Source organism: Streptomyces sp. NPDC087440 (assembly GCF_044744005.1).
Classification (GTDB): Bacteria; Actinomycetota; Actinomycetes; order Streptomycetales; family Streptomycetaceae; genus Streptomyces.
This window is the reverse complement of sequence record NZ_JBIUXN010000005.1, coordinates 185,453-211,806: the sequence shown is the minus strand read 5'-3', so window position 1 is coordinate 211,806 and position 26,354 is coordinate 185,453. Positions and strand designations below refer to the sequence as shown.

Sequence of the window (26,354 nt, the reverse complement as noted above, 5' to 3'; positions counted from 1 at the left end):
CTCTCCGCCACCGCGCTCGCCCTCGTGCTCGGCGCGTCCGTGGTGAGCCCCGCGCTGGCCGTCCCGCCCCCGCCGCCGCCCGGCGGATCGCACTGGGGCGACCACGGCCGGGCCGCGATGCCTCCCGTGCTCACCGGGAAGACGCTCCCGCCCCGCTCGATACCGTCGGACCCGCCGCCGAGCACCATCAAGCGCTACGTCCCGCGCGACCAGGGCGACGTGCCCTGGCACCGGATCTCCAACTTCCGCATCACCGACTCCCTGGTCGGCAGGGTCAGTTACTCCACCGGCAACCTCATGCTCGCCGCCACCGACTTCGAGGTGGGCGGCGTCGGCCAGTCGCTGCGCCTCACCCGTACGTACAACTCCTTCGACGCCCCCTCCGGCCAGGTCTCCTCGCCGTGGTGGCTGGGGTACGAACGCAACCTCGACCTCAGCTTCACCGGCATGGTCCTGCTCTACGACGAGTCCGGCGCCACCGTGGAGTACACGCAGAACGCGGACGGGACGCTGAGCACCCCGAGCGGGTACTCCAAGGACCTGGTGAAGAACGCCGACGGCACCTACACCCTCACCGACCGCAAGTCCGGCACCGCCGACACCTACGACGGCAACGGCCGCCTCACGAAGATCACCGACCGCAACAAGGGCGAGATCACCGTCGCCGCGCACACCACCGACGGCTCCGACACCGGCTTCAAGGTCACCGAGACGCGCTCCGGGCGCTGGGTCGACCTGGTCCGCACCACCGCCACCCACTGGCAGGCCACCGACCACACCGGCCGCACCGTCGGCTACGACCTGGACGCCGCGCACGGCAACGTCACCCGGACCACGGACACCGAGGGCAAGTCGACCCGCTTCGGGTACGACGCGGACGGCCGCCTGACCAAGGTGACGACCCCGCAGAACCGTTCGACCTCCTTCACCTACGACGCCCAGGACCGGGTCACCTCGATCCGCCGCTACGCCGAGGGCAGCACCGGCGGGCCCACGTACACGTACACCTACAGCGCCCCGTACGCGACCGACGCGGGCACCACCAAGGTCGCCGACCCGCTGGGGCACACCACGACGTACGACCACAACGCCGACGGCGAGGTCACCAAGGTCCTCGACGGCCTCGGGCACACCCGCTCGACGACGTACACCAACCACCAGGTGCAGACGGCCACCGACGCCATGGGCACCGGCAGCGGCGGCATGGGCGGCAACGTCACCACCTACGGCTGGGACACCCGCAACAACCCGACCTCGGCCAAGCTGCCCACCGGCGCGACCGCGACGGGCAGTTGGCAGACGGTCGCCGGCACCGAGCGGCAGAAGAGCAGCACGGGCGCGGACGGACAGAAGACCGACTACGCCTACGACGGCGCGGGCAACACGACCTCGGTCGCCACCCTGGGCACCGGCGGCGCCACCGTCACCTTCACCTACAACGAGGCCGCCCCCACCTGCGGCGGCTTCCAGGGCCAGCGCTGCACGGCCACCGACGGCAACGGCAAGAAGACCTCCTTCCGGTACGACGCGAGCGGCAACCTCCAGACCGTCACCCCGCCCGCCCCGCTCGGCGTCACCAAGTTCACGTACGACGCGCTGGGCCGCACCGCGACGGCCACCGATCCGCGCGGCGTGAAGACGCTGTACACGTACGACAAGCGCGACCGGATCACCAAGGTCGACACCTCCGGGTACGCGACCGTCACGTACACCTACGACGGCGACGGCAACCTGTCCTCGCGCACCGACGCGACCGGCGTGCAGACCTACCAGTTCGACGCGCTGAGCCGGGAGACGATCCGCACCCTCCAGGACGGCTCGCAGACCGTGCTGGCCTACACCGCGGACGGCGACGTCGACACGTACACCGACCCGGGCGGCGTCACGGACTACGCCTGGGACGCGGCCGGGCGGCTGAGCTCGCTGGTGGACCCGCAGGGCAAGAAGACGACGTACGAGTACAACAACAACGACGCCCGCACCAAGACCACGTACCCCGGCGGCACGGTGCAGAGCCAGAAGCTCGACGCCTCGGGTCGGCCCGAGAACATCCGGGCGATCGCCCCCTCGGGCGTCGTCCTGAGCGACCTCTCCTACACCTACGGGTACGTCGCCGGGACCGAGACCCTGGACGGCACCAAGATCCGCTCCCGCACCGACAACCTCACCAAGGCGAGCACGGCGTACTCCTACGACGCCACCGGCCGCCTCTCGCTGGGCGCCGAGACCCTGACCTCGGGGGTCCGCACGTCCTGGCAGTACTGCTTCGACAGCGCCGGGAACCTCACCTCGCAGGGCGACGCGCCGGGCTGCCGGGCGGCCACCCAGTACACGTACAACGACGCCTCCCAGCTCACCGCGAAGAACGGCGTGACGACCGGCTGGTCCTACGACAAGGCGGGCAACGAGACGGCGGGCGCGCCCACGCCCGAGACCGCGCGCAGTACGGAGAAGTACACCGACTTCGGGCAGCTCAAGTCGGTGACGGTGGGCACCACTTCCTACGCGGGCACCTACGCGAGCACCGACAGCAGCGAGCGCACCCGGTTCGGCGACACCGTCTTCCACAACGGTCCGCTGGGCCTCTCGGGCCAGACGGTGGGCACCAAGGACACCGAGTTCGTCCGTGAGCCGGGCGGCACCCTCAACTCGGCGCGCACCGGCGGCAAGAGCTACTACTACCTGACCGACGTGCTGGGCTCGGTCATCGGGCTGGTGGACGAGGCGGGCAAGCGGGTCAACACCTACCGGTACACGCCGAGCGGGGTCGCCAGGACCGGCACCAGCGAGACCGTGCCGCAGCCGTACCGGTTCGCGGGCGGCTACCAGGACCCGACCGGGCTCTACCACTACGGCGCCCGCTACTACGACCCGGTGATCGGCCGGTTCACCCAGCCCGACCCCTCGGGCCAGGAGAAGAACCCGTACCTGTACGCCGAGGGCGACCCGCTGAACCGGATCGACCCGTCCGGTCTGGTCACCGGCTCGCTCAAGGGCGAGCTCTGCTACGGCATCTGCATCAGCGTCGGCGGCAAGACGGACGGCAACGAGATCAAGCCCACGCTCGGCTTCGGCTTCGGTTCGCCCGGCGCGAGCCTGGGCATCGGCGCCGACACCGGTGACATGGACAGCGGCGGCCAGGTCGGCGTGTCCTGCGGCTTCGGCGGCGGCAGCGTCACCGCCGCGACGAACGGGGAGAGCGTGGACTACGGGGTCGAGACGGGCGGCAGCACCGGCAAGTGCTCGGCGACCGCGGAGTACACCTTCTAGCTCCAGTGGTGCACTCCGGCTGGCTCCAGTGGTGCACTCCGGTGCTGGAGGTGCCTGCGGCACCGGAGTGCACGGCGGATCCCCGAACCGGCCCGGGAAGCGTGATTTCTTCGGGCCGGCCGGGGCATCCGGTGTTCCATGAGCACTCACGAGGAGCACACGGTGCGGGGCCTGGGCCCCATGGAACGCGGCACGTCCCAGCGGGTGGCCTCGCGCCACCGCATGTGGACGGTGGCCTGGAGCGCGCTGTGCGTGCTGGCCGCCCTGTGGTCGTTGGCCTGGGCCGTCGGGGCGATCGCCGGGGACGGCGACGCCTGGGCGTTCGCCGTCGCCGGGCTGGCACTGCTCGCCGGGGCGCTGTGGGCGCGGCGGTCCGCCGTGCGCAACAGCCCGCCGCGCCACCTGTAGTCCGGGCGGAAGGTCAGCGCAGGCCCGCGAAGAGGTCGGTCTCGGGGAGGGGGGTGCCGGTGGTGTCCTTGACCCGGACGAAGGTCTCCGTGCCCATCAGCTCGCCGAACTTCTCCTTGCCCATCTTCAGGAAGAAGATGTTCTCGCCCTGACTGGCGTGCGCGGCCAGCGAGTCGAACTTCTGGTCGCTGAAGGCGGCGGTGTCCACCCACGTGGTGATCTCGTCGTCGGGCAGCCCGATCTCGGCCATCGCGGCGGTCTCCGCGGGGTCCGGCTCGGGCATGTCCGGGTCCAGCTCGCGCATGGTCTCGCCGAACCGCTGCATCGCCGAGCGGGGCATGGTGGTCCAGTAGACCTTCGGCGTCAGGCCGGTCAGCTCCAGGGCCGCCATGGTGATGCGGTTGGCCTGGATGTGGTCGGGGTGACCGTAGAAGCCGTTCTCGTCGTACGTGACGACGACGTCGGGCCGGTAGTGCCGCATGAGGTCCGCGAGCCGGGCGGCGCCCTCCTCGACCGGGGTCTGCCAGAAGGCTCCGGGGGCGTCGTTGCCCGGCCAGCCCATCATTCCGGAGTCGGCGTAGTCCAGGGTCTCCAGGTCGCTGATCTTCAGGACCTCGCAGCTCTCCTGGAGTTCCTGGCGGCGCATACGGGCGACGGCTGCGGGATCGTGTCCGGGCTCCCCGGGCTTGGAGCCGCCCGGTCCGTCTCCGCAGCCGCCGTCGGTACAGGTCACCAGGACCGTGCGGAAGCCCTCCGCCGCGTACCGCGCGAGGACTCCTCCCGTACTGGTGGCCTCGTCGTCGGGGTGGGCGTGCACTGCCATCAGGGTCAGCGGCCGGTCAGTCCGGTCAGTCATGAAAGGGTCCTCCAGCGGAACGTACGTCGTGTTCGGTGCAACCGTGCCGACCTGTCCGGGTGTTCCCGGTGCGGCTGCCCCATTCTCCGTACGCCGCCGGACGCCCCTCGGCTCAGGGGCCCCGCCAGAGGTTGGCGAAGGCCGCGTTCTCGATGGAGCGCCGCTGCCGTACGGCCTCCAGCTCCATCAGCGCGTCGTGCACGGCGGCCACCACGGCCGTCGTCGCCTCGTCGCGGACGACCTCGCCGGACCTGTCCTCTGTGCCGGCAGCGCCCACCCCTTCGACGCCCACCGCCGAGGCGAGGGCGGTCAGGACGGGTTCCCGCGCGTTCCAACGGTCGGCCGCCGCCTGCCGCGCGGGCGTGTCGGCGGGTATCACGCGCTTGGCGCCCAGCGACAGCCTGCCGCCGCGCTTGCGCGTCAGCTCGCCGTCCTCCTCCATGGCCGCCTGGTAGGTGGCCGCGAGGCCCTGGCCCCGGCGCCACAGCCAGTCCGCCGTCCGCTCGTACGGTTCCTGCCGGACGATTCCGGCCGCCGCTTCGCCCAGGACGCGGTCGTACGATCCCGGCTGTCCCGGCACGATGCGGTCGCCCTCCACGGTGGCCGCCCCGGCCCCGACGAGGTCGATCAGCTCGGCCCCGGCCAGCGCGAGCGACAGGTCGCCCTGCCCCACGGAGTCCTCCGGCCCCTGGTCCATGACGGTGATGAACAAGTCCTTCGCCGTTGTCACGCCCGGCTCCCCTCACCTTTGTCGGCAGCAGTACGTCACCCGCCCGGCCCGATGCGTGTCCGGCCGGCGGCGGGGCGACTGTCACGGCCAGTATCGCCCCGGTGCGCCACCGGCTCCCGGAAACCGGTGCACAGCAGAAAGCCCCGCCCTGGCGGGGGCGGGGCAAGGGGCAACACGTCACGGGGCGGCCGTCACTGCACGGCGCCCTCCGGGATGCAGACGTATCCCGGGCCCCAGATGTTGGGTTCGACCCGGTGGGGCGGCAGGCAGCGGCTCCAGACCTCGAAGTACGCGGGGTCCTGCTCGATCAGCCGCCGCTCGTCCGGGGACGCGTCGAGGTACCGCGCGTAGTTCTCGTTGGAGAAGATCAGCGTGCCGTGCTCGGGGCAGTCGGCCAGGGCGGGCGCGGCGGAACCGACCGTCGCCGCTGCGGCGAGCACCAACGCGGCCAGGGACGTGCGGGTTCGTGACATGGGAACTCCGAGGTGAGAGCCGATGACGGATTCGCCCCCTCCAACTGCGCGGCACCCCGAACGGTCACGTGGACGGCGGACATCACCGACGGACAACGCCGCCGGGCAACGCCGTCCGACATGCCGCCGGACACGCCGTCAGACATCGCGTCGCCGGGGGCCGACGCCGTAAAGCCCCCTTCGGTTGCCTTCCTCCGCTGTGTCGAGCGACACGTTCCACCGACATTGTCACTCGACAATGTCGGGCGATAAGTTGTGGACCACGCAAGCGACTTGACGCAGGACGCAGGACAGGACGAGAGGCGGACGGACCCATGACGCACACAGCCACGGTGACCCCGGTGGAGACGACGGCGACGGCAGCGGCAGCAACGGAGACGGCAGTGGCGGCGTCGGCAGCACTCACGCCGATTCCCGAGCGGCCCGCGCTGCCCCTGATCGGTCACGCCCTCGACATCCCCCGGGGCGCGGACGGCCTCCTCCACCTCGTCAAGGAGGTCAAGGAGTTGGGCCCGATCTACCGGGTGCGGGCGTTCGGTGACGAGAACGTCGTCGTGGGAGGGCTCGACCTGGTCACCGAGCTGGCGGACGAGACCCGCTTCCGCAAGAACGTCCACCAGGACCTGGTCGAGATCCGGCGGATCGCCGGGGACGGCCTCTTCACCGCCTACGCCGACGAGCCCAACTGGCAGAAGGCGCACGACATCCTGATGCCCGCGTTCTCACTGGGCGCGATGCGCGGATACCACGCCACCATGCTGGGTGTCGCACACTCGCTGATCTCCAAGTGGGACCGCCTGGCGGGGACTTCGCCGGTGGACGTGCCCGCCGACATGACCCGGCTGACCTTCGACACCATCGGCCTGTGCGGTTTCGGGTACGACTTCGAGTCGTTCCGGAGCGAGAAGGCGCACCCCTTCGTGGACGCGATGGGGCGCGCGCTGGCCTTCACCCAGGCCAAGAGCGAGTCGCTGCCGGGCACGGAGATCTTCCGGTGGAAGCAGGCGGAGCGGTTCCGCGCGGACGCAGCCCTCATGACGGACCTGGTGGACGAGGTGATCCGGCAGCGCCGGGCCTCGGGCGACACCTCCACCGACGACCTGCTGGGCCGGATGCTGCACACCCGTGACGCCGCCACCGGTGAGCCGCTGGACGACCTGAACATCCGTCACCAGGTGATCACCTTCCTCATCGCGGGCCACGAGACCACCAGCGGCGCGCTCTCCTTCGCCCTGCACTACCTGACCAAGCACCCCGAGGTGCTGGCCCGCGCCCAGGCTGAGGTCGACGCCCTGTGGGGCGACACGGACGCACCCTCCCCCTCGTACGGGGACGTCGGGAAGCTCACGTACCTCCGCCAGGTGCTCAACGAGAGCCTGCGGCTGTGGCCGACCGCGCCCGCCTTCGCGGTGGAGCCCCTGGAGGACACCGTCATCGGCGGCCGGTACGCGGTCCGCAAGGGCGAGACGCTGATGGTGCTCACCCCGGCTCTGCACCGGGACCCGGCCTGGGGCGAGAACGTGGAGCTGTTCGACCCCGAGCGGTTCGCGCCGGAGCGTGAGGAGAAGCGGCCCGTCCACCTCTTCAAGCCGTTCGGCAGCGGTGAACGGGCCTGTATCGGACGGCAGTTCGCGCTGCACGAGGCAACGCTGCTGCTCGGGCTGATCGTGCACCGCTACCGGCTGATCGACCACGCCGACTACCAGCTGAAGATCCACCAGTCGCTCACCATCAAGCCCGACGGATTCACCCTCGGACTCGCCCGGCGCACGGCAGGCGAGCGGCGCACACCCGCCGCCACGCACGAGACCGCCACGCCGGTCATCAAGCCTCAACGCCGCGCCACAGCAACCGCGTTGACCCTCCTCCACGGTTCCAACCTCGGCACCTGCGCGGGCCTCGCCCGCGACCTGGCCTCGGACGGAGACGGTTACGGGTTCAGCGCCTCGGTCGCCTCCCTCGACGCGCGGGCCGGTGAACTCCGTGCCGCCGACGGGCCCGTGGTGATCGTGGCCGCCTCGTACAACGGCCGCCCGACCGACGACGCCACCCGCTTCGTGGAGTGGCTGGAAGGGCTGGAGCCGGGTGCGCTCGACGGGCTGCGGTACGCCGTCCTCGGCGTCGGCGACCGCAACTGGGCCGCCACCTACCAGCACGTACCCACGCTCATCGACGAGAGACTGCGGGCGGCCGGGGCCGTGCCCCTCCTGGAGCGCGGGGCGGCGGACGCCTCGGGGGACTTCGCGGGCACCGTGGACCGGTGGAGCGCCGAACTGTGGGCGGCACTGCTCGCCCAGTACGGCGGCGAGCCCCAGCAGCGGGAGGAGGAGCCCGAGGCCGGGCTCTACACGCTCACCGACGTGCCCGCCTCGGCCGTCGGTGAGCTGGCCGACCGGCACGGCGTACGGCCCATGCGGGTCGTGGAAGCGCGCGAACTGGTCGACATGGAACACGAGTTGGGCCGTTCGAAGCGGTTCCTGAAGATCCGCCTGCCCGAGGGCGTCCGCTACCGCACCGGCGACCACCTGGCCGTCCTGCCGCGCAACGCCGAGGCCCTCGTGCGCCGGGTCGCGGACCGGTTCGGCCTGGACCTGGACCGCACCGTCCGGCTCGACACGAGCCGTCGCAGCCGGGGTGCGCTGCCCGTCGACCGGCCGCTGACCCTGCGACGCCTGCTCACCGAGTTCGTGGAGCTCCAGCACCCGGCGACCCCGGAACAGATCGCCCTGATCGCCGAGCACACGGCGTGCCCGCCCGAGCGGCAGGCGCTCGTCGCCGCCGGTGCGCAGGCCGCCGACGGGCGCAGCGTGCTGGACGTGGTGGAGACGTACGCCTCCTGCACGCTGCCGTTCGAACGCTTCCTGGAGACGCTGCCGGTGCTGCGTCCGCGCCAGTACTCGATCTCCTCCTCCGCGCAGGCCTCCCCCGGCGAGGTCGACCTGATGGTCTCCCTGCTCGCCGCACCGCACGGCAGTGGCTCCGGCACTTTCCGGGGCGTCGCCTCGCACTACGTACAGACGCTGGAGGCCGGGGACGAGGTGCTGGCCCGGGTGCTGCCGTGCGCGGAACCGTTCCGGCTGCCCGAGGACGACACCGTCCCGGCGGTCCTGATCAGCGCGGGCACCGGCCTGGCGCCCTTCCGGGGGGCCGTCCTGGACCGGCTGCACCAGGGCTCCACCGCCCCGCTGCTCTGCTACTTCGGCTGCGACCACCCGGACGTGGACCGGCTGCACCGCGAGGAGTTCGAGCGGGCCGAGGCGGCGGGCGCGGTGAGCATGCGCCCGGCCCACTCCCGCGCCCCGCAGGACGGTGTGCGCTACGTCCAGGACCGTATCGCCCGCGAGAGCGCCGAGGTCTGGGCCGTGCTGGAGGCGGGCGGACACGTCCGGGTCTGCGGCGACGGCCGCCGCATGGCCCCGGCGGTGCGCGAGGCCCTGATGGCGGTGTACCGCGAGCACACGGGCGCGGACGACGCGGAGGCGGTGGCGTGGCTGGCCGCGCTGCGGGAGTCCGGCACGTACGCCGAGGACGTGTGGGCGGGCTGACCCACCGCCTCCCCTCGTACGGTACGAAGGCCCCGCTCTTGCGGTACGAAGGCCCCGCGTCCGGTGATCACCGGACGCGGGGCCTTCGCGCGTGCCCGTTCAAGAGAGCGGGCCTTCACGCGTGCCCGCTCAGACGGCGGGCAGCGGGACCTCCGCCGGGGTGCCGCCCGCCAGGGTGACCGTGCTGGAGACCAGGGTCTGGAGGCAGTGCCGTTCGGCGTTCTCGTCGGGGAGGGTCAGCAGCTGGAGGCTCAGGCCGTCGAAGGCGCCGAGGAAGTAGTGGGCGACGACCGTGGCGGGCACGGCGAGCCGCTGTCCCGAGCGGTCGGCGACCTCCTCGATGAGGCGTGCCGTGACCACCTCCACCTGGTGGTGGTGGCTGTGCAGGACGTCGTGCAGCTTCGGGGTGCGCAGGGCGAACAGGGTGAGTTCGTTGAGCAGTTGGTGGGTGGCGGGCTGCTCGCGGACCGTGTGCCACAGGGCGGTGGCCATGACCGTCAGGCTCTCCGCGAAGCCGCCGTCCGTCGGGGCCGACTGCTCGACGTGGTCGACGAGGTTCTGGGTGAGCTGCTCCATGACGGCCCGGTACAGATCCTCCTTCGTGCCGAAGGTGTAGTGCACCGTGGCCTGCGCGACGCCGAGCTCGGCGGCGATCGCGCGGGTGCTGCCGGCGGCGACGCCCTCGCGGGTCATGAGGGCGATGGCCGCCTTGACGAGTTGGGGGCGGCGTTCGGCCGCGGTCACGTGTGCCATACCCGCACCCTATCGACATGGTCGTTCGAACGAGTCACCCGCCCGCGTGATGGGCGCTCCGCCCGTGCGGTGGGCGCTCCGCCCACGCCTGCGGATTCTTACGTTGCTCTGTCATTGCTCTGCCGTCGCTGTGCGGCACGCCCGGCAAGGTCGTTCTTGCAGCCCGGACGAGCCCGGGTACGAACGACGAGGAGCGGACCATGACGTACACGAACAAGAAGGTGGCGAAGCGGGCCGGGCTGGCCGTCGCCCTCACCGCCCTGCTGGCCACCGCCGCGACCACCCTGCCCACGAGCACTCCGGCGACGGCCCCCGTCGCCTCCTCCCGGACCGCGACGACGGGGCCCCAGTGGTGCCCCGGCGTCCCCGGTCACCGGGTCGACTGCGGCGCGCTGGACCGCCCGCTGGTCACCGGCAGGCCCGCGCTGGGCAAGGTCACGGTGAGTTACGCGGTCGTACGGCACAGCGGCAGCGGCCCCGCCAAGGGCACCGTAACCGTCAACACCGGCGGCCCCGGCGAGGTCGTCATCGACCGCGCCCCGATCTTCGGGCACGCACTCGGCGACCTGCTCAAGGACCACGACCTCCTGCTCGTCGACCCGCGCGGCACCGGCCGCTCCGAGCGCATTCCCTGCGGGGTCACCGACGCCGAGTACCGCTTCGGCACCCGAGCCCAGCAGCGCGCCGCCGTCGAGCGGTGCGCGACGAACCTCGGCCCGAAGGCCGCCGCGTACACCAGCGCCGCCACCGCCGACGACATCGACGCCGTCCGCGCCCGCATCGGGGTGCGCCAACTCTCCCTCTACGGGCTGTCGTACGGCACGTATCTGATGCCCGTGTACGCCTCCCGGCACCCGGAGCGGGTGCGCTCGATCGTGCAGTCCGGGGCGTACCCCCTCGGCTTTGACCCCCTGGCGCGGCCTCAGGCGCAGGCCGTCTCGAAGTCCCTGCACCGCGTCTGCGAGCGGAGCCTCCGCAAGGCCTGCGACGGGAAGCAGGCCGTGAACGACCTCACGACGGTCGCCGCCCGGCTGCGGGCCCGGCCGATGACCGTGCCGGTGACCACCGAGCACGGCACGTACTCCGTACGGTTCACCGAGGGCAAGCTCGCCAACCTGCTGTACGAGGCGGCCAGCCGCGAGGTCGGGGCCGCCCCCGGCGAGCCCTCGCTGCTCGGTCAACTGCCCGCAGCTCTGAACAAGTTCACCCGTGGCGACACCGCCCCCCTGCGCACGCTGGTCCAGGAGGACGGGGCGTCCGGCAGCCTGGAGGACCAGGCCCCGTACATCGGGGTGGTGTGCAACGACTACCGGCAGGCCTGGTCGGCGAAGGCCCCGGTGGCCGAGCGGTGGCGGCAGTACCGGGCGGCGCTGGCGGGCGCGGGGCGCGGCGAGCACGGCGCGTTCAGCGCCGCGGGGTTCAACGAGGGGCCCACGGACGGCGGTGACGTCTGCATCGGCTGGCCGCGCGAGAACACCGCGCCGCACCCGCAGCCCACGCACCCGAAGCTGCCCGACGTCCCGGTCCTCGTGCTCTCCGGCGACCTCGACGCCAACACCCCGGACGCCAACGGCGTCAAGGCGGCGAAGCAGTTCCGTGACAGCCGCTTCCTGTCGGTGCGCAACACCGGGCACGTCCCGGAGTGGGAGCAGACCGGCTGCGTCACCGGTGTCTCGACCCGCTTCCTGCGCGACGGCAGCACGGGTGACACCTCCTGCACGCGCGGCCTGGAGCCGATCACCGTCGCCCCCGTGGGCAAGTGACCTCCGTGGACGGCCAGTACGGGCAGCCCGGTGCCGTGACCAGGCACGACACCGGCGAAGATGATCACATGAGAGACGCAACGGAGCGCCCCCGCACGGTGCTCGTCGCCGAGGACGACCCCGGAGTGCGCAGCACCCTGGACCAACTGCTGCGCTTCGAGGGCTACCGGGTTCTGCTGGCCGCCGACGGCCTGGAGGCCCTCGGCCTCCTGGAACGGGAGCGCCCCGACGTGGCGGTCCTGGACGTGGTCATGCCGAACCTGGACGGTCTTGGCCTGTGCCGGATGCTGCGCAGACGCGGAGACCGGCTGCCCGTACTGGTCCTGACGGCCCGTCACGAGGTGGGCGACCGGGTGGCCGGGCTGGACGCGGGCGCCGACGACTACCTCGCGAAGCCGTTCGCCACTGAGGAACTCTTCGCGCGGATACGGGCGTTGCTCCGCCGCACCGACCCCGCCGAGGGCGTCGGGGCGCTCACGGTCGGGGACCTGAGCCTGGACCCCGAGGCCCGCCTCGCCTTCCGGGGCGAGCGGCAACTCGACCTGACCAAGACCGAGTTCGACGTGCTGGAGCTGCTGCTCTGCCACCCCGGTGTGGTGCTCACCCGCTCGCAGATGTACGAGAGCATCTGGGGGTACGACTTCGACACCACCTCGCGCTCCCTGGACGTCTACATCGGCTACCTCCGCCAGAAGACCGAGCAGGGCGGCGAGCCCCGGCTGATCCACACGGTGCGCAGCGTCGGCTACACGGTGCGGGCCGCCTGATGGGGCCTACCGACGGCAGGGTGCGCCCCCTGCTCCGTACGAAGATCACGGCGGTGGTCGTCGCGGCCGCCGCGCTCGCCATGACCCTGGCGGCGGTCATGTCGTACCGGGGTGTCAGCGACCTGGTGGGCGAGGAGCTGGAACGCGGTCTGGAGGACCGCATGCACACGGTCCACACGCTGGTCGCGGCGGGGCTGGCCCCGCCGCCCCGGCGGGGCATCGCCGACCAGGTGGTGTCCGAGCGGGGGACCGTACGCCGACTCGCCCCGTCCGGCCCGGACATCCCCGTCTCGGCCGCCGCCCTGAAGGTGGCCCGGACGGGGAAGGGCACGCATCTGGAGGACCTGGTCGTGGACGGCACCGAGTACGGGGTCCTGACCCAGCCGCTGCCGCGCGGCGGTGCGGTGATGGTGGCCCAGAGCTATGAGGGTGCGGCCCGGGTCGACGACGCGTTCCTGTGGCGGGTGACCGGCACGACGGCCGCGGCCCTCGCCCTGTCCGCGCTGCTGAGCTGGTTGGTGGTGGGCCGACTGCTGCGGCCGGTGCGCCGGCTCGCCCGGACCACCGCGCACATCACGGCCACCCGGGACCTGACCGCCGAGCTGCCGCCCGCCGGGTCCGACGAGGTGGGTCAGCTCACCCGGAGCTTCGCCGCCATGCTCACGGCGCTGCGCCGCTCCCGCGACCAGCAGCAGCGTCTCGTCCAGGACGCCAGCCACGAGCTGCGCACCCCGCTGACCTCGGTGCGCGGCAGCGCGGAACTCCTCCAGCGAGGGCGCGGCAGGCTCGCCGCGAAGGACGAGGAGCAGATCCTGTCCACGCTGGTCACCGAGACGGCCGCGCTGGACGACCTGGTGCGCGAGCTGGTCGAGCTGGCCACCGACCGGTACACCGACGAGCCCCCGGCGGCCGTCGACCTGGCGGTCCTCGCCGAGGACACGGCGCTGCGCCACCGTGCCCGTACCGCCCGCACGATCACTGTCACCACGGACCGTCCTCTTCCGGTACGGGCCAGACCCCGGGCGCTCCAGCGCTGCGTCGACAACCTCCTGAACAACGCGCTGAAGTTCAGCCCGGCGGACACCCCGGTCGCCGTGCACGTCGAGGGGTGCCGTCTGTCCGTACGGGACCGGGGGCCCGGCATCGACGCGGCGGACCGCGAGGCGGTGTTCGACCGCTTCTACCGGGGTGCGCGCACCCAGTCCACACCGGGTTCCGGCCTGGGGCTGGCGATCGTGCACGACAGCGTCACGGCCGACGGCGGCACGGTGTTCGCGGCGGACGCCGAAGGGGGCGGTGCGGAGGTGGGTTTCGTACTGCCGTCGGCCGAGCCGGAGACGTACGCGCCGACGGGCGGGCGGCGGCCCCGCAGGCGGAGCGGGCGGACCGGACGTCAGGAGGCGCGGCCCGAGCCCCGGGAATCCCGGACCGGATCGTAGGATGCGCGGATGACCAGAGCCTTCGGCGGGTGGACGGAACAGGCGCTCACGGTGCTGCTGCGCCTGGAGGGCGACCCTCCGCTCGCGGTGCGCGAGGCGCTGCGCCGGGAGCGGGAGCGCCATGTCCGGCAGCCCATGATCGCCCTGCTGAACGACGCGGCCGACGCGTTCCCCGCCCTCGACGACTTCTCCGTGTGGGGATTCCGCAAGGAGATCTGGTGGTGGCAGCACCAGAGCGCGGCAATCCGGATCGCGCCCCGGGTCGAAATCGGGCTCCGCTTCGACCTCGACGGCCTCCATTTCGCGGCGGGCTGGCACTACCCGCTCCCCGGGCAGGTCGCGCGCTACCGGGCGGCGGTCGCCGCCGACGGCACCGGCGGCGAACTCACCGCCCTGGTGGACTCCCTGCGCGGACGCGGCTACGCGCTCACCGGCGACCTCATGGCCCGTGTTCCCCGGGGCCTGCCCGCCGACCACCCCCGCGCCGACCTGCTGCGGCACCGCTCGCTGCGGGTGGCCCGCCCGCTCGCCGGGGACGAACTGGCGCTGACCGCCGCCCCCGTGGACCGCCTGGTGGAGGCGGCGCACGAGGTCATGCCGCTGCTGACGTGGCTGGCCCGCCAGGTAGCGGCGTAGGACTCCGGATCAACCCGCTTGCGGATCAACCCGCTTGCGGATCAGCCCGCTTGCCCGTCAGCCCGCTTGCGTATCAACCGGTCGTGGCCGTCAGCACCAGGGTCGCCTGGTCGTCGTCCGTCTCGTGCCCGTCGGTGAAGTCCTGCACCGCGTGGCTGAGCGCCTTCAGGACACCCTGCGCGCCGGGCGGCGGCGAGGTCAGGGCCCGGACCAGCCGGTCCTCGCCGAACTGCTCGCCCGTGGCGTCGCGGGCCTCGGTGATGCCGTCCGTGTAGAGCACCAGGCTCTCGCCGGGTGCCAGCCGCAGACTCCGTACGCTCAGGACGGGGCTGCCCAGGATGCCCAGCAGCGAGCCTTCACTCCGCACCAGCCGGGCGGCGCCGTCGGCGGTGAGGTGCACGGGCAGGGTGTGCCCGGCGCGGACGAGTTCGATGTCCAGCCCGTCGGCGGTGGGCGTGAAGTGGCCGTACACGAGGGTCACGAAGCCCGTGTCGTGGCTGTTGTGACGCTTCGTCAGGGCCCGGTTGACCGCGTGCACGACGGCTTCGGGACCGGCCAGCAGCGGGGCGACGGCGCGTGCGGTGTTGCGTACGAGAGCGGTGGTCGCGGCGGCGAGCGCACCGCGTCCGCAGACGTCGCCCAGCATGAAGGCCCAACGGCCGTCGTCCAGCGGGAAGACGTCGTAGAAGTCGCCGCTGATCTCCAGGCCCTCGCCCGCCGGATGGTACGAGGTGGCCAGTTCGGCCCCGGGCAGCGTGGGCAGGTCGGGCAGCAGCAGCCCGGCCTGGAGGTCGCGGGCCAGGGTGACGCGCTGGGTGTACTGGCGGGCGTTGTGCGCGGCGGTCGCCGCACGCCGGGCGAGCTCCTCGGCGAGGGTGACGGCGTGCCCGTCGAAGGTGTGGTCACCGGTGCTGAGCAGGGTGAGCGTGCCGAAGGTCTGGCCCCGGTCGGTGAGCGGGGCGCACAGGTAGCCGGTGACGCCCAGGTCCTGCCAGGGGCCGGGGCCGGTGGGGGTGCGCCGGGCGACCTCGGTGAGGGAGGAGGCCAGGACGCGGGCGACGGCGTCGTCGCTGCTGTCGTACACCGGGATGTGGGAGGCCAGCAGATTGCGTTCGTACGCCGTGGGGGCGGCCGTGGCGATACGGCGCACCCGCCCGCCCTCGATGACGTCGACCGCGCACAGCGGGGCCAGGGTCGGGGCGCACAGGGTGGCCAGCCGTTGCAGGGTCTGGGCGTGGTCGAGGTCGGTGCTCAGTGCGTTGCTGGCCTGGAGCAGGAAGGTGAGGTCGTCGCGGGCGGCCTTCTCACGGGCCTCGGCGGCGAGGCGGGCCTGTTCGGCGTGGTGGCGTTCGATGGCCAGGGCGGCGGTGTCGGCGAAGATCCCGGCGAGCGCCAGGTCGGACTCGCTGGGGCTGCGCGGGGTGCGGTGGTACATCGCGAAGGTGCCGAGCAGGCGGTTGTCGCGGGCCAGGATGGGCGTGGACCAGCAGGCTTCGAGTCCGGCACGCTCCGCCAGGTCGCGGAAGTCGTCCCAGTAGGGGTCGGTGGCGATGTCGGTGACGATGACCCGCTGTCTGCGGTGCGCGGCGGTGCCGCAGGAACCGACGCCGTCGCCGGTGGCGATGCCGTCGATGGCCTGGTTGTAGAAGTCGGGCAGGCTCGGGGCGGTGCCGTGCCGCAGGTGGCGGCCGTCGGGGTCGGCGAGCAGGACGGAGACCAGCACTTCCGGCGACAGGGTCTCGATGACCTTCGCCATGCCTTCCAGGACCTCGTCGAGCGGGGCCTGCCGGGCGATCTGCTCCAGCAGGGCGCGGTGTTCGGCGGTGAGCCGCTGGGCGTGCTTGACCTGGGTGGTCTCCACGCCGATCATCCGTACGCCCATGACGTTGCCGCCCGCGTCCCGGCGCGGCTCATGGGTGAAGTCGAAGAAGGCCTCGCGCGCGCTGCCGCCCTCGCCCAGCACCACCCGGGCGTCGCGCACGGTGCTGGGCCGGCCGGTGCGGTAGACGCGGTCGAGCAGGGTGAGGAAGCCCTGGTCGGCCAGTTCCGGCACGACTTCGGCGATGGGCAGACCAGTGCGGGCGTGTTCGGTGCGGCCGATCGCGGTGAAGAACGCCGGGTTCGCCGCCTCCAGGAGGTGGGCGGGTCCGGCGACCGAGGCGAACACGGCCGTCGACTCGCCGAAGAGCGCCCTCAGGTCCGCCTCCGCGGCCGGTGCGGCGGGCACCCGAGGTGCGTCGTGCTGCGCCGGGGTGCCCGGTCGCCGCGGTGTGCTGGTCATCCTGCCCGCCCCTCCCGAACCACCCGGTCACCTTCCCCTGCCCCGAGATCAGCACAAGCATTCGCCCCCGTGACGTGTGGGGTGTCCGCGAAGTCCTTCGCGGCCGCTTCGGCGCTGACGTCCGCGAGGGCCGCCTCCGTGCTGAGGTCCGCGAGGGCCGCCTCCGTGCTGACGTCTGCGAGGGCCGCCTCGGCGTCGTCGTACAGCGTGATCGCCCGGTCCAGTCCGGTCAGCTCGAAGACGCGGCCCACCGAGGTCGGTACGGCGGCCATGCGCAGCCGGCTGCCCGCCTCCGTCAGCCGCAGGTAGAACCGTACGAGTTCACTGATCCCGGAGGAGTCGCAGAACTCGAGCCCCGCGCAGTCCACCACCACCAGCCGAGGCACCGGGCCGTCCGCGAGGACGGTCGCTGCCGCCTCCTGGAACTGCACCACGCTCTCGAAGTCCAGTTCGCCCCGGAACCGGAGCACCGTCCCCGGCCCACCCGCTACGACATCCGCCGAGAACACGCGCCGCCGAACCTCCCACCCATTCCCACCCGCCCCAAGGCCCCCACCCTAAACTCCCTTACCGCCGCTCAGGCCAGGCCCGCCGCGATGGCCCGTCGCACGGCGTCGGCGCGGTCGCGGATCGCCGCCTTGGCGAACAGGTTGTTGATGTGCGTCTTCACCGTGGCCTCGCTGATGAAGAGCGACTCGGCGATCCCCCGGTTCGGCAGCCCCCGCCCGATCAGCGCGAGCACTTCCCGTTCGCGCGGCGTGAGGTCGTCGGGGAGGGCGTCGGGCACCTCCTGCTCCGGCTGCCGGGCCTGGGTGCGCACCGTGGCGAGCAGCCGGTCCTGGACCTCGCGGTCCAGCACGGACTGCCCGGCGGCAGCGGCGCGGATCGCCCGGGTGATGTCCTGGCGTCCCGCGTTCTTGGTCAGGTAGCCGCGGGCGCCCGCGCCGAGCGCGCCGAGGATCGACGCGTCGTCGGCGAAGGTGGTCAGGACCACCACGGCCACCTCAGGGTGCTCCTCGGCGAGGCGTCGCGTCGTCTCGATGCCGTCCATGACCGGCATCCGCAGGTCCATCAGCACCACGTCGACCGGCCCGGCGTCGACGGCCGCCAGCACCTCGCCGCCGTGCGCGGCCGCCGCCACGACGTCGATGTCCTCGGCCAAGGCGAGCACCGCGGCGAGCGGCTCCCGTACGGCCGCCTGGTCGTCCGCCACGACCACCCTCAGCCGTCCGCTCCCGTCGGCCTGTTCCCTCGTCATGTACGCATCCTCCTCGCCACCGGTCCACTCATCCCGGAATCACCGCCTCCACCTGCCAGCCTCCCGCGTACGGTCCTTCGGTGACCGGGCCCGCGGTGACGGTGCCGCTCAGCAGGGCCACCCGCTCGCGCATCCCGATCAGGCCCATCCCGCTGCCGCCCGGCCCGGGCGCCCCACGGGTGGCCGGACCGTTCCGTACCGTCAGCGTGGTGGAGGCGTCGGCGAAGGCCAGCCGTACGTCGACCTCTCCCCCGGGAGCGTGCCGGGCGGCGTTGGTCAGCGCCTCCTGGGCGATCCGCAGCAGGCTCTGCGCCGTCTTCGCCGGTACGTCCCGCACCTCCCCCGTGACGCTCAGGGCGTCGCGGTGGCCGGACGAGTCGACCATCGCGGTCAGGCTCTCCAGCAGCGGCAGCGCGTCCTCGCGCAGGGCGTGCACGGTCCACTGGGCCTGCTTCAGGCTCTCCTTGACCAGGCTGTGGGCCTTGCCGTTGGCCTCGCGGACGCGCTCCAGGTCGCCGGTGTCGATCAGGGCGTCGACCAGTTCCAGCTGCATGTTGATTCCGGCGAGCGAGTGCGCCAGTACGTCGTGGACGTCCCGGGCGATGCGGCCGCGCTCGGTCAGCACGGCGGTCCTGGCCTCGGCGCGCGCGGCGCGTTCGGCCGCCTCGGCGGCTTCGAGGGCGGACCGTACGCTCTGCCGCTGGCTGCGATTGACGATGCCGATGACCACGGGAGCGGCGGTGGCGAGACCGAACACCCAGGTCAGGCCGCTGTCCCCCGGCCGCAGCCACAGGACGGCCGCGCACAGGAGCCCACTGGCCCCCGCGAGGAGGAGGGCCCGCCGGGTCGGGAGCCGGAAGCCGATGTGGCCCGCGACGAAGAAGGGGAAGAGGAAACCCGTACCGCTGTCGCCGACCGCGAGCAGGGCTGCCGCCGCGAGGACGGCGAGCGCGAGCCAGACGAGCGCGCGGCGCGGGGACACCCGGTGCTCGGGCAGCCGCCGGGCGAGCAGCGAGGCCGCGTTGACCACGAAGAGGGCGGCGACGGCGAGCCCCTGACCGGTGAAGCCCATCGGCCGGATGGTCAGGGCCCCCACGGCGATCACCGCGAGGCTCACCACCCACTGCACACGCGGGTCCTGCCCCGGGACCGTGGTGGTCCCGGGGCGCTGGTCACTGTGCTGCTGCTCGGGCCCGGACACGGGCCCAACGTACGACACGATCAGGCCGCACGGTCGAGGACGGGCACGGGCCGGACCGCCGCCCGCACCCTGCGGCTGCGCAGGAAGATCGTGCCCACCCGGGTGACGACCTCGGTGAGCGCCATCAGCACGAACGCCGTGACCCAGGCCTGCCCGCTGGTGATCTGGTGCGCGGCGCTGAACCTGGCGACGTTGTCGGCGCCCCCGCCGTGCTCCACCCAGACCTGGAAGCCCATCCGGGCGCCCATCCCCACGATCCACAGCACCGCCGACACCGCGCCCGCCTTGATCAGCAGGTGCCCGTCGAGGGACCGGATGCGGGTGTAGACGCCGCCCGCGACGCCGAGGACGGCACCGGCGGACATCAGGGCGGCGATCAGGACGAGGTCGTTGCCCGCCGTGGGGATCTCGTCGAGGTACGAGTACGCGACGAAGGACACGATGGCCAGCGGCAGCAGGAACGTCTTGTGGTCGAGCCGCCCCTCCCGCAGCTGCCGGAAGACGATGAGGACGAGGGCGATGTCGGTGATCCACTCCGTTGTTGTCATGCCCTCAAGCCTGCTGCGCGGCGGCCTCCCGCACCTGGACCCACGGGTGGAACCGGGGGTGGAGATCCGGGAGGAGCGCGGGGTGGAGGCGGGGGGGCGGACCGGGGTGGAGTCGCGCCTCGGGCGACACCCCTACAGCCGGCGTTGCACCATCCCTACAGCCAGCGCTGCACCGTCCCCGCCCAGCTCATCCCCGCGCCCACCGCCGCGTGCAGGACGGTCGTCCGCGCGGTGAGGCGGCCTCGGGCCCGTGCCGCGTGCAGGGCCATCGGGATCGACGCGGCACCCGTGTTGCCGAAGGTGTCCGCGGTGACGACCAGGCGCTCGGCGGGGATGCCGAGGCCGGCGCCCAGGGTGCGGAGCATGCGGGGGTTGGCCTGGTGCGGGACGACCAGGTCGATGTCTTCCAGGGCGAGGCCGCAGGCCCGGGTGGCGTCCTGGACGATGCGCGGGAAGGCGTCGTGGAAGTAGGCGGCGACCGCCTTGCCGTTCATGTGGAGGTAGTGGCCGCCCTCGGCGAGGGTGCTCGTGCTGGCGGGCCGGGCGCTGCCGCCCGCGCGGATGCCGACGATGTCCGCGAGCGCGCCGTCGCTCCCCTGCACGCTGCCGAGGATGCCCTCTCCCTCCGCCGCGGGCCCCAGGACGACCGCACCGGCCCCGTCGGCGAACAGCACACCGGTCGACCGGTCCCGGGGGTTCTGGAACTTCGAGAACGTCTCGGCCCCGACGACCAGCGCACGTCCCTGCGGGTACGAGGCGGTCAGGACGTCGCGGGCCAGCTTCAGGGCGTGGAGGAACCCCGCGCAGGCGCCGCCGATGTCGGTGGCCCAGGCCCGGTCCGCGCCGAGGCGGTGCTGCACCCGGCAGGCCGTGGCGACGGCGAGCTGGTCGGGGGTGCTGGTCGCCAGGAGGATCACGTCGAGCTCGCGGGCGGCGATGCCCGCGTCGGCCAGGGCGTCGGCGGCGGCCGCGAGGGCGAGGTCCGAGGTGGTCCGGTCGGGTTCCGCGTAGTGCCGGTGGGTGATGCCGGTCATGCGCTCGATCCAGGCGGGTTCCACACCGTACTGCTCGGCGATGTCCGCGTTGCTCACCCGCCGCTCGGGGAGGTGGACGCCGAGCCCGTGGATTCCCCACGCGGTGTGCAGCGGGAGGCGGCTCATGTGCGGGCCTGCTGTGTCAACGCCTCGTGCACCACGTGCGCGCAGTGGGCGACGGTCGTCTCCGGCTCGCCGAGCAGGCTGTCGTCGACGGGTGTGCCGAGTTCCTCCTCGGCCCGTACCGCGATCTCGACCACTTGCAGCGAGTCCAGGTCGAGGTCTTCGACCAGTCGGCTCTCGGGGGTGATCTCGGCCTCGGGCCGTTGGGCGACGGCGGCGACGATGGCGGTCACCCGGCGCAGGATGTCGGTCATGGGGGGCTCCAGTCGTTGGGGTGGTGCGGGGCGGTCCGTACGGACCGCGTTAGGAAACGGTGCTGCGGTCGCCCGCGGTGAGGACTTCCAGGTCGGTGTAGAAGCGCCCCGACGGGCGGGGCAGGCCCAGCAGGATGCGGCGCGCGGCCTCGGCGGTGAGCGCGCCGCCGAGGGCTACGCCGGAGGCGAGCTGGGGCCAGCTGCTGAGGGTGGTGCCGATCTGCCTGACGGCGGCGGTGAGTTCGGGGCTGAGGCGCTCCCGGTCGACCATGGTGAGGATGACGTCGACGGCCTGCTGCGGGGTGAGGTCGGTCAGGTCCCGGGAGGTGGTCCGGCCGAGGAGGCCGTGCAGGAGGGGCCGGTCGGGTTCGAGGTCGAACCGTTCGACGTCCAGCAGGCCCCGGTCGTTCGCGTCCATCACGACGGGGATGCCGAGGGCGCGGGCGTGTTCACGGGCGGCGACCTTCACGTACGGGGTGTCGCACTCCTCGACCAGGAGGTCGATGGGCCCGGTGCCGCCGCTGAAGAACTCCTCCATGGTGTCGTCGGTGAGGCCGCCGGGGTGGATCTCGATGTCGAGCCAGGGGTCGATCTCCAGCATCTGACGGGCCGCGACGACGCACTTGTTGAGGCCCAGGTGGTGCACTCCGGCCCGCAGCCGGTTGAGGTTCGAGACGCTGAGGGAGTCGAAGTCGGCCAGTTTGTACGAGCCGCCGATGCCCTCCATCGCGAAGGTCAGGGCGGCGCTGCTGCCGACGGAGAGCCCGATGACACCCACCCGGCACCCCAGCAGCCTGCGTTGCTGAGCCCGGTCGATCCGCCCTCGGTTGCGGTCGGTGCGTACGAGGCGGAACTCCTCGCGCGGCAGCAGATGCACCAGCCGCCCCGACCACGGGTACCAGACCCAGGCCCCGTACTCCTGCGGGTCCGCCCCGCCCAGCTGCTCTGCCACGGCCCGCTGCACCGCCTCGGGCGAGGAGCGCAGGCGGGGGTCGCGGCTGGTGACCAGTTCCGCCAGCTGGTCCCCGAGGGTGTCGAGCACCTCGCGGACCGCCCCCGTGTCGAGCAGCTCCCCCAGTCGCGCCCGGTCCTCCTCGCGCCCGAGGTCGAAGTGCACGGGCCGCCAACAGGGCTCGGCGGCACGGTCGTTGCGCAGGCTCGCCCCGGCCAGCCGCTCCCCGCACGCACGGACTTCTTCCCGTGCGTCCGCCACGGGAGCCGCGTGCTCTCCGCCGAGGCCCGCCTCCCCCGCCGGGACGGTCGCGGCCGGGTAGGCGGCCTCCAACTGCTCGACGAGAGCGGCGTGTTCGCCCGCCGGGAGCGCGGACCGGTACAGCATGATCACGACGTCCTCGGTGTACCGCTCGACGTAGCGCCGCGTCCCGGGAACCGGCCGGAAGCCGAACCGCTCGTGGAACCGGTCCTGCCCGTCCGCCGTGCCCGAGGTGCCGATCATGGCCTTGGCCCCCAGGCAGCGTGCGGCGGCGATGGCGAAGGCGTTGAGGTACAGGCCCAGGCCCAGCTTGCGCGCCTGGTGCTCGACCACGAGCCTGCTGTGCTCGAACGTTTCCGCAACACCGAACCCGCACTCCCGGAGCAGTTCCTCGTACGGTTCCTGGCCCAGGTACGCCCGGGTCTGGAACAGCTCGCCCGTCTCGGGCGTCGAGAGCCGCACATAGCCGAGCGGCGGGCCGCCGGGCTCCCGCCTGCCGATGAAGTGCCAGGCGCCGAAGTCCAGGTCCTGGTCGTCGGCGTAACCACCCTGCTCCGTGCGGAAGTCGGGCCGGCGGCCGTGGTCGAAGAGAATCCTCGCCCGCAGCTCCCTGATCCGCCCGACGGCCTCCGCCTGCCCGGGCCCCCCGGCCGCCAGGCCGTCCAGCCGGAACGCGGAGACGTGCCACGGCACGCCGTCGGCCACAGGAAAAACGTTCATGTCCAGCAACCCTCTTCAGCTCACGAAGCCGTGCGCACCCAGCGCATCGACGACCACAACGAGCGTCCGGCCGAACGGTTGCGCATCGGCGAACGCGCAGGACAGTGACGTTTCCGCAGCCCGGCTCACGGGCCCCCGGGGCCCGGCTCGAACGTTTCCGCGGTACGCCCCGGGCGTTTCCGCGACCCGCCTCACACGATCGGATGGCCCGCTCCCGCGCAATGGGCCAAGCGGGTGACACGGAGGGCCGCCCCGGCCGGTGCGCTCTGCGAGGGTTCTCCCCGCCCCGCACCACCCTCCCCCGGCCCACCGCGGCCGGGCCGCCAGCAAAGGACAACCCCGTGCCAGACGTCATCCAGGACAAGTGCGACCGCCTGTTCGCCCTGTACGACACCGACGGCAACGGCCACCTCGACCACGAGGACGTCACGCTCATGGTCGGCAGGATCCTGGCCGGCAGTAACGTTCCGGCCGACTCCCCGAAGGCCGCCGCCCTGGCCGCGGACTACGACGCCTGGTGGCAGGCCCTCCTCGCGCACGCCGACCAGAACGGCGACGGCGTCATCACCCGGGAGGAGTTCCGGGCCACGATGTCCGGGCTGGACGCCGACGACCCGGCGCTGATGGGCACTGTCCGCCAGGCCGTGGACGCCGTCTTCAGCGCCCTGGACGCCGACGACGACAACGAGATCCCGGACTCCGCGCTGGTCGCGATGTTCACCCGGGGCGGCCTGAGCCAGGCCGACGCAGCGGAGGCCGCGCGCGTCTTCGACCTCGACGGCGACGGCACCATCACCCGCGAGGAATACGCCACGCGCTGGCTGGACTTCTTCACCACCGACGACCCGGAGTCCCCCGCGAACCGCATCCTGGGCGGGCTCTCCTGACGGCTGCGGCCGCTCTTCGCCGACGTCGCGGGCGCCGGAGGAATCCGTTGCCCGCCGTCGAGCCCCCGTGAGAACATCGAGGTCCAACGGTCCGCGCTCTTGTGTACGCGTCTCACCACGCGAACGCGTACGAAAGAGCGCGGGCCGTTGCCTTGTCCGCGAGGGACGGCAGACGAAGGGCAGGTGCCGCTCGATGAGCACAACAGAGGTCACGGAAGCGTACGTTGAGAGTGCGGGCACCATCATGGTCGCCCCTCCGACGCTGCACGGCCACGCCGGGGTCGGTGAATTCTTCGGGTCGGTCATATCGCCGGAGGACCTCGTCGCGGGTGCCGTCGACCTCGCGGGGAAGACCGTCTACCTGTGCGGCGACGTCTCCGAAATCGACGCGACCCAACTCCGGTCGGCCGCGCGGGTGTTCACCGTACGAGGACTCTCCGCCGACCACGACGGGAAGACCGCGGCCCCCTGGCCCGTCGTGGACCCCGGTCGGATACCCACCCGCGTGCACGGCGTCGGCGTCTACTACCCCCGCTTCTTCGCACCCGAGGACGACCATTTCGGCCGGATCAGCGCGGAGCACGCGTTCCAGTCGCTGACCGAGTCCACCAAGCCCGGAACCGCCCGCCGCAGCGGCATCTATCTGACCCCCGTCACCCGCGACGGCGACGCCCTGCATTTCCGCCTGCTCCGGTGCTCCACGAACCTCTCGGGGCCGACCGAGACCTTCCGCCCGACCGACACGGGCATCGTCGAGGCCCTCAACCGCGAGGCCGACGCCGTCTTCCGGAATCACGCCCCGCTCAATCACGTCCTGGCGCAGATCTACCACAACACCGTCGCCACGCCCGAACGCAAACAGTCCAAGGCCAAGATCTCGGCCCACGCCGACAAGACCAAGGACATGCCCGCCAACGGCATCATGGCCTTCTGCACCTTCTACGACGGGCTCGACAAGCTGCACCCGCTGCCCGGCGACCCCTTCGACCACGGACTGAAGGGCTCCAGCGGGCTGACCCGCCTCCACTTCCGCCTCAAGGACCCGGCCGGGGTACGCAACGAGGCCGCACTCCCCGCGCAGTTCACCGTGACGCTCCACCCGGGCTCGGTCTTCCTGATGCCGCTGTCCACCAACCGCCTGTACACGCACGAGATCCGGCCGTCGGCACTGGACGCCGAGCTGCTCCCGACCCGTCTGGGTTACGTGGTGCGCTGCTCCGACACCGAGGCCGTGCACCAGAACGGCGACACCTTCCTCAAGCGGGGCGACGCCGTGCTGAAACTGGGGCCGCCCACCGAGGAGGGCATGAACGAACTGCGCAGGCTGTACGCCGAGGAGAACCGGACCTCGTCCTTCATCGACTACGGCGACGCATTCCTCTTCAGCATGAACACGGGAGACTACCTTGCCCCCCGCATCTAGGATCACGGACCAATTCCGCGCGTGCGCCCTGCCCATCGAGCGGAACCCCTTCCCGGAACTTTCCGCTGCGGCCCTGTGGGAAGACACGGGAAAGGGCCGGCTCGGCGGCGTTCTCACCCGCGTCGACGCGACGGGCGGGGTTCCTCTCGTACGCACGACCACCCAATACGCCAACCCCGCACAGCATTTCCAGCAGGTGCACACGCAACTCGCCGACCAGATACGTGAGTTCGCCGCCCTTCCGGTCGCCTTCAACAACGCCCTCATCGAGTGCTACACAAACACCTACCGAACCATGGGCAGCCATTCCGACCAGGCCCTCGACCTGGCCGACGGTTCCTTCATCGCCGTCTTCTCCTGTTACCAGCACCCCGAGACGGGCCCTCTCAGGAAATTGGTCGTCGAAGCGAAGGAGGCCGACGGCGAAAGGGCCGAAATCCCGCTCGCGCACAACGGGTTCGTCGTGTTCTCCGTCGCGGCGAATCGCCGCCACAGGCATAAAATCGTCCTCGATACGTCCGGCCGGGCACCGGACCAGGCACCGGACAACCAGTGGCTGGGTCTCACGTTCCGCACCTCCAAGACCCTCGTGCACTACCGCGACGGCCAGGCATACCTCCCCGAGGGCACACCCCTCACGTCCGCCGACGACGAACAGCGGCGCGCGTTCTACCGCCTCCGCCGCCGCGAGAACACGGAGACGGACTTCGCCTATCCCCAACTCGCCCACACCGTCAGCGAAAGCGACCTGGTGCCGCCCGTCCACCGCTGA

At 72.2% G+C, this 26,354-nt stretch carries 22 protein-coding genes; 10 read left to right on the top strand and 12 right to left on the bottom strand.

What is annotated here, in order from left to right; all coding sequences use genetic code 11:
* The first annotated feature begins 117 nt into the window (after positions 1 to 117).
* Positions 118 to 3,270: an RHS repeat-associated core domain-containing protein gene (locus ACIO3O_RS13810; protein ID WP_401745264.1), complete on the top strand. Its 3,153-nt coding sequence runs from the start codon at positions 118 to 120 to the stop codon at positions 3,268 to 3,270.
* Between the two features lie 138 nt (positions 3,271 to 3,408).
* A complete protein-coding gene (locus ACIO3O_RS13805; RefSeq protein WP_401745074.1) occupies positions 3,409 to 3,678 on the top strand; it encodes a hypothetical protein in 270 nt (89 codons plus the stop codon).
* Between the two features lie 13 nt (positions 3,679 to 3,691).
* On the opposite strand, the gene ACIO3O_RS13800 is transcribed toward ACIO3O_RS13805, so the two are convergent.
* The 3 genes from ACIO3O_RS13800 to ACIO3O_RS13790 form a co-directional block, all read right to left on the bottom strand.
* Positions 3,692 to 4,534: a PIG-L family deacetylase gene (locus ACIO3O_RS13800; protein WP_401745073.1), complete on the bottom strand. Its 843-nt coding sequence runs from the start codon at positions 4,532 to 4,534 to the stop codon at positions 3,692 to 3,694.
* Positions 4,535 to 4,646: 112 nt separating this feature from the next.
* Complete coding sequence (locus ACIO3O_RS13795; protein WP_401745072.1) at positions 4,647 to 5,264, bottom strand: GPP34 family phosphoprotein; 618 nt, start codon at positions 5,262 to 5,264, stop codon at positions 4,647 to 4,649.
* Between the two features lie 191 nt (positions 5,265 to 5,455).
* Positions 5,456 to 5,737 carry a hypothetical protein gene (locus ACIO3O_RS13790; protein ID WP_401745071.1) on the bottom strand — a complete coding sequence of 94 codons (282 nt, stop codon included), beginning with the start codon at positions 5,735 to 5,737 and terminating at the stop codon, positions 5,456 to 5,458.
* Positions 5,738 to 6,051: 314 nt separating this feature from the next.
* On the opposite strand from ACIO3O_RS13790, the gene ACIO3O_RS13785 reads away from it, so the two are divergent.
* Positions 6,052 to 9,282: a bifunctional cytochrome P450/NADPH--P450 reductase gene (locus ACIO3O_RS13785; protein ID WP_401745070.1), complete on the top strand. Its 3,231-nt coding sequence runs from the start codon at positions 6,052 to 6,054 to the stop codon at positions 9,280 to 9,282.
* Between the two features lie 129 nt (positions 9,283 to 9,411).
* Here ACIO3O_RS13785 and ACIO3O_RS13780 read toward each other — a convergent pair whose 3' ends face one another.
* On the bottom strand, positions 9,412 to 10,035 hold the full coding sequence (locus tag ACIO3O_RS13780; RefSeq protein ID WP_401745069.1) for a TetR/AcrR family transcriptional regulator: 624 nt from the start codon (positions 10,033 to 10,035) through the stop codon (positions 9,412 to 9,414).
* A 200-nt stretch (positions 10,036 to 10,235) separates the two neighbouring features.
* Here ACIO3O_RS13780 and ACIO3O_RS13775 point away from each other — a divergent pair, with 200 nt between their 5' ends.
* From ACIO3O_RS13775 to ACIO3O_RS13760, 4 genes are all read left to right on the top strand, one after another.
* Positions 10,236 to 11,798 (top strand): alpha/beta fold hydrolase, encoded by a 1,563-nt coding sequence (locus ACIO3O_RS13775; protein ID WP_401745068.1) that lies wholly within the window; start codon positions 10,236 to 10,238, stop codon positions 11,796 to 11,798.
* A gap of 68 nt (positions 11,799 to 11,866) precedes the next feature.
* On the top strand, positions 11,867 to 12,565 hold the full coding sequence (locus ACIO3O_RS13770; protein WP_401745067.1) for a response regulator transcription factor: 699 nt from the start codon (positions 11,867 to 11,869) through the stop codon (positions 12,563 to 12,565).
* Entirely contained in the window at positions 12,565 to 14,004 is a 1,440-nt protein-coding gene (locus ACIO3O_RS13765; RefSeq protein WP_401745066.1) for an ATP-binding protein, read from the top strand. Before ACIO3O_RS13770 ends, ACIO3O_RS13765 begins: the two co-directional genes overlap by 1 nt.
* 9 nt (positions 14,005 to 14,013) lie before the next feature.
* Complete coding sequence (locus ACIO3O_RS13760; protein WP_401745065.1) at positions 14,014 to 14,640, top strand: DUF2461 family protein; 627 nt, start codon at positions 14,014 to 14,016, stop codon at positions 14,638 to 14,640.
* Positions 14,641 to 14,713: 73 nt separating this feature from the next.
* Here the strand turns inward: ACIO3O_RS13760 and ACIO3O_RS13755 are convergent, their stop codons facing one another.
* The 8 genes from ACIO3O_RS13755 to ACIO3O_RS13720 all read right to left on the bottom strand — a co-directional run bounded on the left by ACIO3O_RS13755 (position 14,714) and on the right by ACIO3O_RS13720 (position 23,272).
* Positions 14,714 to 16,921, bottom strand: a complete 2,208-nt coding sequence (locus ACIO3O_RS13755) for a SpoIIE family protein phosphatase (protein ID WP_401745064.1) — start codon at positions 16,919 to 16,921, stop codon at positions 14,714 to 14,716.
* Positions 16,918 to 17,391, bottom strand: coding sequence for an STAS domain-containing protein (locus ACIO3O_RS13750; RefSeq protein ID WP_401745063.1), 474 nt, complete (start codon positions 17,389 to 17,391; stop codon positions 16,918 to 16,920). The genes ACIO3O_RS13755 and ACIO3O_RS13750 overlap by 4 nt, the downstream gene beginning before the upstream one ends.
* A 107-nt stretch (positions 17,392 to 17,498) precedes the next feature.
* Complete coding sequence (locus ACIO3O_RS13745; protein ID WP_401745062.1) at positions 17,499 to 18,179, bottom strand: response regulator; 681 nt, start codon at positions 18,177 to 18,179, stop codon at positions 17,499 to 17,501.
* 28 nt (positions 18,180 to 18,207) lie between these two features.
* Positions 18,208 to 19,398 carry a sensor histidine kinase gene (locus ACIO3O_RS13740; protein WP_401745061.1) on the bottom strand — a complete coding sequence of 397 codons (1,191 nt, stop codon included), beginning with the start codon at positions 19,396 to 19,398 and terminating at the stop codon, positions 18,208 to 18,210.
* 2 nt (positions 19,399 to 19,400) lie between these two features.
* Positions 19,401 to 19,928, bottom strand: coding sequence for a hypothetical protein (locus ACIO3O_RS13735; RefSeq protein WP_401745060.1), 528 nt, complete (start codon positions 19,926 to 19,928; stop codon positions 19,401 to 19,403).
* A 155-nt stretch (positions 19,929 to 20,083) separates the two neighbouring features.
* On the bottom strand, positions 20,084 to 21,088 hold the full coding sequence (locus ACIO3O_RS13730; RefSeq protein WP_401745059.1) for a 3-oxoacyl-ACP synthase III family protein: 1,005 nt from the start codon (positions 21,086 to 21,088) through the stop codon (positions 20,084 to 20,086).
* Positions 21,085 to 21,339 (bottom strand): acyl carrier protein, encoded by a 255-nt coding sequence (locus ACIO3O_RS13725; RefSeq protein ID WP_401745058.1) that lies wholly within the window; start codon positions 21,337 to 21,339, stop codon positions 21,085 to 21,087. The genes ACIO3O_RS13730 and ACIO3O_RS13725 overlap by 4 nt, the downstream gene beginning before the upstream one ends.
* Positions 21,340 to 21,388: 49 nt before the next feature.
* Positions 21,389 to 23,272: a ThiF family adenylyltransferase gene (locus tag ACIO3O_RS13720; RefSeq protein WP_401745057.1), complete on the bottom strand. Its 1,884-nt coding sequence runs from the start codon at positions 23,270 to 23,272 to the stop codon at positions 21,389 to 21,391.
* A gap of 341 nt (positions 23,273 to 23,613) precedes the next feature.
* On the opposite strand from ACIO3O_RS13720, the gene ACIO3O_RS13715 reads away from it, so the two are divergent.
* The 3 genes from ACIO3O_RS13715 (at position 23,614) to ACIO3O_RS13705 (ending at position 26,354) form a co-directional block, all read left to right on the top strand.
* Complete coding sequence (locus ACIO3O_RS13715) at positions 23,614 to 24,159, top strand: EF-hand domain-containing protein (RefSeq protein WP_401745056.1); 546 nt, start codon at positions 23,614 to 23,616, stop codon at positions 24,157 to 24,159.
* A gap of 193 nt (positions 24,160 to 24,352) precedes the next feature.
* Entirely contained in the window at positions 24,353 to 25,582 is a 1,230-nt protein-coding gene (locus tag ACIO3O_RS13710; protein WP_401745055.1) for a hypothetical protein, read from the top strand.
* Positions 25,566 to 26,354, top strand: coding sequence for an alpha-ketoglutarate-dependent dioxygenase AlkB (locus tag ACIO3O_RS13705; protein ID WP_401745054.1), 789 nt, complete (start codon positions 25,566 to 25,568; stop codon positions 26,352 to 26,354). Before ACIO3O_RS13710 ends, ACIO3O_RS13705 begins: the two co-directional genes overlap by 17 nt.